This is a genomic window from Okeania sp. (assembly GCF_983059655.1).
In genome coordinates this window covers 1-2,343 of sequence record NZ_CEZPJD010000071.1, presented here as the reverse complement: position 1 = coordinate 2,343, position 2,343 = coordinate 1, and the positions used below count along the sequence as shown (strand labels likewise).

Here is a 2,343-nt window from a genome sequence, read left to right as displayed (position 1 = left end):
TACTAGTATCTTAGCAGATTTTTGCTTTTTAATGTGAGCATAAATACGCTATTCACCTAAATCATAATTATGTCTATTTCTTCAAAAATATTTAGTTAAATTTAGACAATATTCTCCAAGCGTTCAACTAACTGTTGTGCTTGTATAACCCCTTCTATCTGTTCTGCTAGCTGACCATTTTTAAACAAGACCAAAGTTGGCAAAGCTTGAATGCCATACTTTGATGCCAACTGAGGATATTTATCTGTATCAATTTTAACTATCCGCAGTCGATCTTTCATCATCTGATTGACCTGTTCGAGAATAGGGGCCATCATTTGACAAGGGCCACACCAAGTAGCATAAAAATCTACCAGAACAGGCATTTCTGAATTAGCCAGTAACTCATCAAAACTATTAAACTGCTTTTTAATTGCCATCTTGAGAAAATATATACTTAACCTATAAATTATAGCGCTACGCATTAAGGTGTTTAACATGAATAAAAGCTAAAACCCTTTTGTATTCCTCTATTTCCTGTTGCTTTGCACGTAGCGCTATATTAGCTTAACTTAACAAGCCATAATCTCCTAAGATAAATTAGTTTAAACCATATAAGAAAGGATTTAATTATGGAGGCATTACCCGAAACATTACAGCGTTTGAAGGGACAAGTAGCAATAATCACAGGTGCATCTAGAGGAATTGGTCGGGCAGCAGCTTTAGCATTAGCAATGGAAGGGGCAAATGTAGTTGTTAACTATGCTAACTCTAGTGGAGCGGCTGTGGAAGTAGTGGCAGAAATAGTTGCTGCTGGTGGCAATGGGATGGCACTTCAAGCAGATGTTTCTAAAGCTGAGGATGTTGATACCCTCGTCAAAGAAGTGATGGAAAAATGGAATCGCATTGATATTTTGGTTAATAACGCTGGTATTACCCGTGATACTTTGCTTTTACGGATGAAACCTAATGACTGGCAGTCAGTAATAGACCTAAATTTAACGGGAGTCTTTCTCTGTACCCGTGCTGTTAGCAAAATTATGCTTAAACAAAAGAGTGGGCGTATTATTAATATTGCTTCTGTAACTGGGCAAATGGGTAATCCCGGTCAAGCTAATTATAGTGCAGCTAAAGCAGGGGTTATTGGTTTTACTAAAAGTGTAGCAAAAGAACTTGCTAATCGTGGTATTACAGCAAATGCAGTTGCTCCTGGGTTTATAGCGACTGATATGACTAAGGACTTAAAAAATTATGAGGAAATTATCAAGTTTATTCCTCTCGGTCGTTATGGTACACCAGAAGAAGTAGCGGGTATGATTAAATTTTTAGCTGCTGATAGTGCGGCTAATTATATTACAGGTCAAGTATTTAATGTGGATGGAGGGATGGTGATGGCTTAATCAAAGTCAAAAGTCAAAAAGCAAAAGTAAAAAAAAAGTCAAAAGTAAGAAAAATTGATAATAATGAAACAGTCAAGTGGTAGACCGATACGTCTAAAACTGTGGATTGGCTTTTTTGTATAATTTTTGTTATGGCAAGGTTTGACCTTTTTTTATAATGCAAAATTTTAAGGTGTGTTAGTCTATTGGGCTGCGTTAGCTGAACAAAGCAGACCCTAACACACCGCTTTTTTTAAGTTTGGGGTGCTTAACAAATTTGACTTCTGACTCCTAGTTTTCACCTTCTTGAAAACTAGACAAAACTAGACATTTGCCATCGGTGAGTGCAAATGATTTCGTGGGTCACCCGTTTCAATGTGTACTTGCTGTGAAAGTTCATGTTCCGCCCACAAACTATGGGTTAGGATTCTCTCTAGGGCTTTCCTCCATTGAAAAAGTTGAGTCCGGCGAATATGATGGGGTGAAATGGAGTGTTTGCTTTGTTTTTAAATTAAAGTCAAACTCAGAAGACAAACTTATTAACAACATTAATAACCTAATTATTAAATCCTAAATAAACAGAATCATCAATGACTGAAAAAAAACAATCTGTAGAACAACTAAAAGAGAAGATAAAAAATCATACTGCTATTGTCTCAGTGGTCGGTTTAGGATACGTTGGTTTGCCTTTTGCTGTGGAGAAAGCTAAGGTGGGTTTTTCAGTAATAGGTATAGAACAAAATCCTGTTAGAGCAAAAAAAGTTAATCAAGCTGAGAATTATATTAGCGATGTTAAAGATGAGGAATTAAAACAAGTTGTTGAAAGTGGAAATCTTAAAGCTTTTAATGGTTTTGAAAATATTTCTGAGGCAGATGCAATTGTAATTTGCGTGCCTACTCCTTTGACTAAAAATTTAACTCCTAATTTAAGTTATGTTGAAAGTGTTACTAGAGAAGTTGCTCATCGCTTAAAACCAGGGCAGTT

2 protein-coding genes and 1 pseudogene are annotated in these 2,343 nt (G+C 36.0%); 2 read left to right on the top strand and 1 reads right to left on the bottom strand.

Annotation, left to right across the window (positions count from 1 at the left end):
- Positions 1 to 101: 101 nt before the first annotated feature.
- Entirely contained in the window at positions 102 to 419 is a 318-nt protein-coding gene (gene trxA / locus AC3DU7_RS06730) for a thioredoxin (protein ID WP_488038584.1), read from the bottom strand.
- Positions 420 to 611: 192 nt separating this feature from the next.
- On the opposite strand from trxA, the gene fabG reads away from it, so the two are divergent.
- Complete coding sequence (gene fabG / locus AC3DU7_RS06725) at positions 612 to 1,379, top strand: 3-oxoacyl-[acyl-carrier-protein] reductase (RefSeq protein WP_488038583.1); 768 nt, start codon at positions 612 to 614, stop codon at positions 1,377 to 1,379.
- 569 nt (positions 1,380 to 1,948) lie between these two features.
- Positions 1,949 to 2,343 (top strand): annotated as a pseudogene (locus tag AC3DU7_RS06720) (UDP-N-acetyl-D-glucosamine dehydrogenase); the annotation flags it as partial.